We start from the raw sequence: 5,769 nt of genomic DNA on the forward strand, positions 1-5,769 counted from the left end.
CACCGCCACCGGGCGCGGGGCCGCCGCCGGGACCGCCGGTGATCGGCTCGCCGGCCTGCAGCCGCTTGAGCGCTTCCTCAGGGCCCGGCAGATCGGCGGCGTAGGCCAGCCGGATCAGCGCCATGTCCACTGCCGCGGCGGCGTCCGGGGCCCGGCGCACCTCCTCGTGGGCGCGCAGCAGCATCTGCCAGATGCGCGACAGCGAGCCGGCCGACACCGCCGCCCCCACCGCGGCCAGCCGGGCGGCCTGCTCCTTGGGCAGGACCAGGGCCTGGGGACCGATGGCCTTGGCGACCGAGGCCCCATGAGCGTGGTCCAGCAGGTCCAGCATCACCTGGCCCGGATCGGCGCCATAGCCATAGAGGGTGCGGAAGGTCTCGATGGCCGGGCCGGCCTCGCCGCGCATGATCTGTTCGAACAGGGCGATGGTCTGGGCCCGGTCGGCCAGGCCCAGCATGTCGCGGATCAGGGTCGCCGGGATGGTCTGGCCGGGATCGCCCTGGACGATCGCCTGGTCCAGCATCGACTGGGCGTCGCGCATGGAGCCCTCGGCGGCCCGGGCGATCAGCATCAGCCCCTCGGCCTCCACCCGCGCGCCCTCGCGCTCGCAGATCATCTCCAGGTTCTTGACGATGACCTCCGGCTCCACCCGGCGCAGGTCGAAGCGCTGGCAGCGGGACAGGATGGTCACCGGCACCTTGCGGATCTCGGTGGTGGCGAAGATGAACTTGGCGTGCGGCGGCGGCTCTTCCAGGGTCTTCAGCAGGGCGTTGAACGCCCCCGTCGAGAGCATGTGCACTTCGTCGATGATGTAGACCTTGTAGCGCGCCTCGACGGGGGCGTAGCGCACCCCGTCCAGCAACTCGCGCATGTCGGCCACGCCGGTGCGGCTGGCGGCGTCCAGCTCGAGGACGTCCATGTGCCGGCCCTCGATGATGGCGCGGCAGTGCCGGCCTTCCTGGGCCAGGTCCAGGCTGGGCTCGTGGACGGTGTCGGTCTCGTAGTTCAGCGCCCGGGCCAGGAGGCGCGCCGTGGTGGTCTTGCCGACCCCGCGCACCCCCGTGAGCATGAAGGCGTGGGCGATCCGGCCCGAGGAGAAGGCGTTGCGCAGGGTGCGCACCATCGCCTCCTGGCCGTACAGGTCCTCGAAGGACCTGGGCCGGTATTTGCGGGCGATGACGGTATAGGCGGCCGATTGCTCGCCCTCCTGCCCCGCAACAGGCGCAGGCGCTGGCGGCGGCGCGGGCGACGCCCCGAACATGTCAGCGGTGTTGGGATCGCGCTCCGGCGGCTCGTCGCCGGGTTCAGACCAGGGCGGAATGTCTTCGTCTGCCATGAACGCCCGGGGGGTAAGATAGGGTGGAGACCGGACAACGACCCGAAACGTGACTCGTTACGGCTGCTTCCTTCCGGACCTGACCGGGTTGGCGAGGCGTCCGCCCGTCGCCGATCTCCGCCCCCTATATCGCGACCTTGAGGGTCGCGCGCAAGCGTGGGCTCGATTAGAACGGTGGACATGTCCCTGACCGCCTTCCAGAACACCTTCGCCGGCAACCCGCTGAACCGCGCCAGCGAGCGCCGCAATGACGTCGCCTGGCTCACCGAACAGCTTCGTTCCCAAGACGCCCTGGCCATCGCCGTCTGGAACGGCAAGCCCTTTGTCGAGACCACCAAGGACGGCGGGATCCAGATCGCCTACCTGCCCGCCCGCATGGCCGAGGACCTGGCCGGCGGCGGCGAACGCCTGCTGTTCATGGGCCTGTGGAAGGACACGCCGATCTTCGCCGTCGACCTGGAGGGCGCGGCCGATCCGGGCGACGGGCCGCTGAACGGCCTGGGCCGGTTCGAGGACCTGCGGGCCATCGCCCTGCGCCTGCCGGCCACCGACGCCGCCATCGTGGCCACGGCCAAGGGGATGTTCGAGTGGCGGCGCAAGCACAAGCACTGCTCGGCCTGCGGCGAACCCAGCCAGGTGGCCGAGGGCGGCTGGAAGCGCGTCTGCCCGGCCTGCAACGCCGAGCACTTCCCGCGCACCGACCCCGTGGTGATCATGCTGGCGGTGCACCAGGACCGCTGCATGCTGGGCCGCCAGGAGATCTGGCCGAAGGGCATGTTCTCGGCCCTGGCCGGCTTCCTGGAGCCCGGCGAATCCATCGAGGAGGCCTGCGCCCGCGAGCTTGAGGAAGAGGCCGGCCTGAAGACCCTGTCTGTGGCCTATCACTCAACCCAGCCCTGGCCCTATCCGTCCTCGCTGATGATCGGCCTGATCGCCCAGGTGGCCGACGACGACGCGACGCCTGACCAGACCGAGCTCTCTGAAGTGCGATGGTTCACCAAGGCCGAGGCCCGCGCCCTGATCGCCGGCGAGGTTCCCGCCACCTTCGCCCCGCCGCCGATGGCCATCGCCCACCAGCTGATCAAGGCCTGGGCGGAGAGCTGACCCTCTTGCCAAGCTGCTGACAGGAAGCTGTCAGCAGCGGCGGTCTAGAGCTTTCCGCAGACCTCTTGAGCGGAGACCTCCCATGTCGAACGACCTCGTCCTCTACACCCATCCCATGTCCCGGGGCCGCGTGGCGCGCTGGCTGCTGGAGGAGATCGGCCAGCCCTATCGGGCCGAGCTGCTGGAGTACGGCACGACCATGAAGGGGGCCGACTATCTGGCGATCAACCCGATGGGCAAGGTCCCCGCCCTGCGCCACGGGGACACGATCGTCACCGAGAGCGCCGCCATCTGCGCCTACCTGGCCGACGCCTTCCCGCAGGCCGGCCTCGCCCCGGCCCCGACCTCTCCGGCCCGTGGCGCCTATTACCGCTGGCTTTTCTTCGCCGCGGCGCCGATGGAAAACGCCATGGTCACCCGCAATTTCGGGCTGAACACCACCGGCGACCAGCAGCGCATGGCCGGCTGGGGCAGCTATGACCTCGCGGTCGACACCCTGGAGAAGGCCGTGGCCGGACGTGAATTCCTGGCCGGCGACCGATTCAGCGCCGCCGATCTCTACGTCGCGGGCCTGCTGGGCTGGGGCCTGAGCACCGGCGGCCTGCCGCCGCGCCAGGCTTTCCAGGACTTCGCCGGGCGTCATGCTTCGCGTCCCGCCGCAGTCCGGGCCCGGGAACTGGACGACAAGCTGTTGGCCGCCTAGCGCCGAAGCTGGATCATCACCTCGATGTCCTCGCCCGCCTGCTTGCGCCTTTGCATGCGGGCGTAGCCGAGGGCCTCGGAGAGGTCCTTGACGAACTGGGCGATGGGCCCCCCGTGCAGACCGCGCACCCGGATCACATAGGGCGGCGGCAGGGTGCTCATCGTTCCCCAGATCATGGAATCCACGAAGGACTCGATGGAGTTGCCGTGACCCGGCAGGGCGCGGATCTCGTCCTGCAGCACGGCGCAGAAGGCTTTGACGTCCTTGCAGGCGCCGCCGTCGATCTCGATGGTGCGCATCAGACGCGGGTCCGGAACGGGTCGGCGGGATAGACGCCCAGGATCTCGAAGCGTTCGGAGAAGAACTGCAGTTCTTCAAACGCCAGCGCCATGCCCCGGTCCTCGGGCCGGCCGTCGACCTCGGCGTAGAAGAAGGTCGCCGTGAAGGCGCCGTTCTCCATGTAGCTCTCCAGCTTGGTCATGTTGACGCCGTTGGTCGCAAACCCGCCCAGCGCCTTGTAGAGCGCCGCCGGCAGGTTACGAACCCGGAAGACGAAGCTGGTGACGCAGGGATCGGTGAAGGCCGGCGCCGGCGGGTTCGGGTCCGCCGTCATCACCAGGAAGCGGGTCGTGTTGTGGTGCTCGTCCTCGATGTCGCGCGCCAGGATCTCCAGGCCGTAGAGCTCGGCCGACAGGGCCGGCGAGATGGCGGCCCGCTTCGGGTCCGGGTTGGCGGCGAGCAGCTTGGCGGCCAGCGCCGTGTCGCCCACGGCCTCGGTGCGCAGCTTCATGGCCCGCAGCGACCGGCGGCACTGGACCAGCGCGATCGGCATGGACTGCACGACCTCGATGTCCTCCAGCTTCGCCCCCGGATTGGCCATCAGCTGGAAGTGGATCGGCTTGAAGCGCTCGCCGATGATCTTCAGGCCGGAATTGGGCAACAGGTGGTGCACGTCGGCGACCCGGCCGGCGATGGAGTTCTCCACCGGGATCATGCCCAGCTGGCAGTCGCCGGACTTGATGGCCTCGAACGCCTCCTCGAAGGTCGGGTGCGGAACCGGCGTCATGTCCGGGAAGGCCGCGAGGCAGGCCTCGTGGCTGTTCGCGCCCAACTCGCCCTGGAAGGCGATACGACCCTTTTCCATGCTCATCCTTTCAGGCTGCGGGCGAAGGCCCGGGCCCGTTCCAAGTCGGCGGGGTTGTCCACCGAGATGGGCGTGGCGTCCACCACCGCCGCCCAGATTGTCATGCCGAGCTCCATGGCCCGCAGCTGCTCCAGCTTCTCGCGCTTCTCCAGCGGCGAGGGCGGGGCGGCGGTGAAGCGCAGCAGGGCCTCGCGCCGATAGGCGTAGATGCCGTGGTGATGCCAGACCGGCGCATCGCCATAGAGGGCCGAGCGCGTGAAATAGAGGGCGCGGCCGGAGCGGCCGTCCGGCTGCATGGCCAGGACCGCCTTGACCATGTCCGGGTTGGTGCGCACCGCCGGCGAGGTCTCCGCCTCGACGATGGTCGCCACATCACAACCGGGCTCGCGGGCCAGCAGGGCGGCGCAGTCGGTGAGCGCCGAGGCCTCCACGAAGGGCATGTCGCCCTGCAGGTTGATGATCACGTCATGGCGGCCGTCGGGATCGAGCTCGCCCAGCGCCGCCACCAGGCGGTCCGAGCCCGAGGGCAGGTCCGGATCGGTGAGCACGGCGCGGCCGCCCGCGGCCTCCACCACCCGGACGATCTCCGAATCACCCGCCGCAACCGCCACGGGACCGATGCCGGCGGCCTGCGCCTGACGCAGAACCCGGACGATCATGGGCAGGCCCTCAATGTCCGCGAGGGGCTTGTTGGGCAGGCGAGTGGCCGCCAATCTGGCGGGGATGATGACGATCGGGTTCATGAGCCCCCCGGAGCGACCAACTGGCCGGTTGCGCGAGCGCCGGTAGCGTGTAAGAGACGCGGGCGCAATAAGGGGGCGGGGAATCCCGCGCTGACGCCGGCCTTAGCGGCCGGCCGCTGAGAGGGCCGATTTTAGGACGATGAGCGACCTTACGTTCAACAAGATCGCCGGCGCCGTTCTGGCGACGGGTCTGGCCATTGTCGGCCTGCGTGAATTGTCTTCCGGGATTTTCGCCCAGAAGGCGCCGGAAAAGCCCGGCTACGCCATCGAGGTGGCGGAAGAGGGTGGTGAAGGTGCGGCCGCGGCCGACCTGCCGCCCGACTGGGGCACGGTTCTGCCGGCCGCCGATGTGAAGGCGGGCGAGGCGGTGTTCGCCAAGTGCAAGTCCTGCCACAACGCGGACAACGGCGGCGCCAACGGCACCGGCCCGAACCTGTGGGGCGTCCAGGGCCGCAAGCCCGGCAGCCACGGCGGCTTCGCCTATTCGGCCGCCATGGTCGACTTCGGCAACAAGAACCCGGTGTGGGACTTCGACCACATGAACGAGTTCCTGAAGGGCCCGCAGAAGTACGTGGTCGGCACCAAGATGGGCTTCGTCGGCCTGAAGAAGGTCGAAGACCGCATCAACATCATCGCTTACCTGCACGCCCAGGGCGGCACCATTCCGATCCCGGCGCCGAAACCGGCGGCGGCCGCCGCGGCTCCTGCCGATGCGGCTGCGGCCCCGGCCGCCGAGGGC

At 69.6% G+C, this 5,769-nt stretch carries 7 protein-coding genes and 1 other RNA gene; 3 read left to right on the forward strand and 5 right to left on the reverse strand.

Annotated elements, in window-relative coordinates; translation table 11 throughout:
- Nucleotides 1-1,336 (reverse strand): DNA polymerase III subunit gamma/tau (locus ACFQ27_RS20470; RefSeq protein WP_377354879.1); only part of this gene is annotated, 1,336 nt, incomplete at its 3' end.
- A gap of 21 nt (nucleotides 1,337-1,357) precedes the next feature.
- Nucleotides 1,358-1,456: signal recognition particle sRNA small type (gene ffs, locus ACFQ27_RS20475), an RNA gene on the reverse strand.
- A 60-nt stretch (nucleotides 1,457-1,516) separates the two neighbouring features.
- On the opposite strand from ffs, the gene nudC reads away from it, so the two are divergent.
- A complete protein-coding gene (gene nudC, locus ACFQ27_RS20480; RefSeq protein WP_377354880.1) occupies nucleotides 1,517-2,440 on the forward strand; it encodes an NAD(+) diphosphatase in 924 nt (307 codons plus the stop codon).
- A gap of 82 nt (nucleotides 2,441-2,522) precedes the next feature.
- Nucleotides 2,523-3,143 (forward strand): glutathione S-transferase family protein, encoded by a 621-nt coding sequence (locus ACFQ27_RS20485; RefSeq protein WP_377354881.1) that lies wholly within the window; start codon nucleotides 2,523-2,525, stop codon nucleotides 3,141-3,143.
- Here ACFQ27_RS20485 and ACFQ27_RS20490 read toward each other — a convergent pair.
- From ACFQ27_RS20490 to ACFQ27_RS20500, 3 genes are read right to left on the reverse strand one after another with little or no spacing between them, the layout of a single operon-like run.
- Nucleotides 3,140-3,442: a hypothetical protein gene (locus ACFQ27_RS20490; RefSeq protein WP_374343223.1), complete on the reverse strand. Its 303-nt coding sequence runs from the start codon at nucleotides 3,440-3,442 to the stop codon at nucleotides 3,140-3,142. The genes ACFQ27_RS20485 and ACFQ27_RS20490 overlap by 4 nt on opposite strands.
- The gene (locus ACFQ27_RS20495) at nucleotides 3,442-4,293 is read right to left on the reverse strand and encodes a prephenate dehydratase (RefSeq protein WP_377354882.1); all 852 of its coding nucleotides are present in this window, start codon (nucleotides 4,291-4,293) and stop codon (nucleotides 3,442-3,444) included. Before ACFQ27_RS20495 ends, ACFQ27_RS20490 begins: the two co-directional genes overlap by 1 nt.
- Nucleotides 4,290-5,030 (reverse strand): 3-deoxy-manno-octulosonate cytidylyltransferase, encoded by a 741-nt coding sequence (locus tag ACFQ27_RS20500; RefSeq protein ID WP_377354883.1) that lies wholly within the window; start codon nucleotides 5,028-5,030, stop codon nucleotides 4,290-4,292. Before ACFQ27_RS20500 ends, ACFQ27_RS20495 begins: the two co-directional genes overlap by 4 nt.
- Nucleotides 5,031-5,169: 139 nt before the next feature.
- Between ACFQ27_RS20500 and ACFQ27_RS20505 the strand changes: the two genes are divergently transcribed.
- Nucleotides 5,170-5,769, forward strand: a 600-nt coding sequence (locus ACFQ27_RS20505; protein WP_377354884.1) for a c-type cytochrome, incomplete at its 3' end; no start/stop codon positions are given.

It is taken from the genome of Phenylobacterium conjunctum (genome assembly GCF_042679085.1).
Taxonomy (GTDB): Bacteria; Pseudomonadota; Alphaproteobacteria; order Caulobacterales; family Caulobacteraceae; genus Phenylobacterium; species Phenylobacterium conjunctum.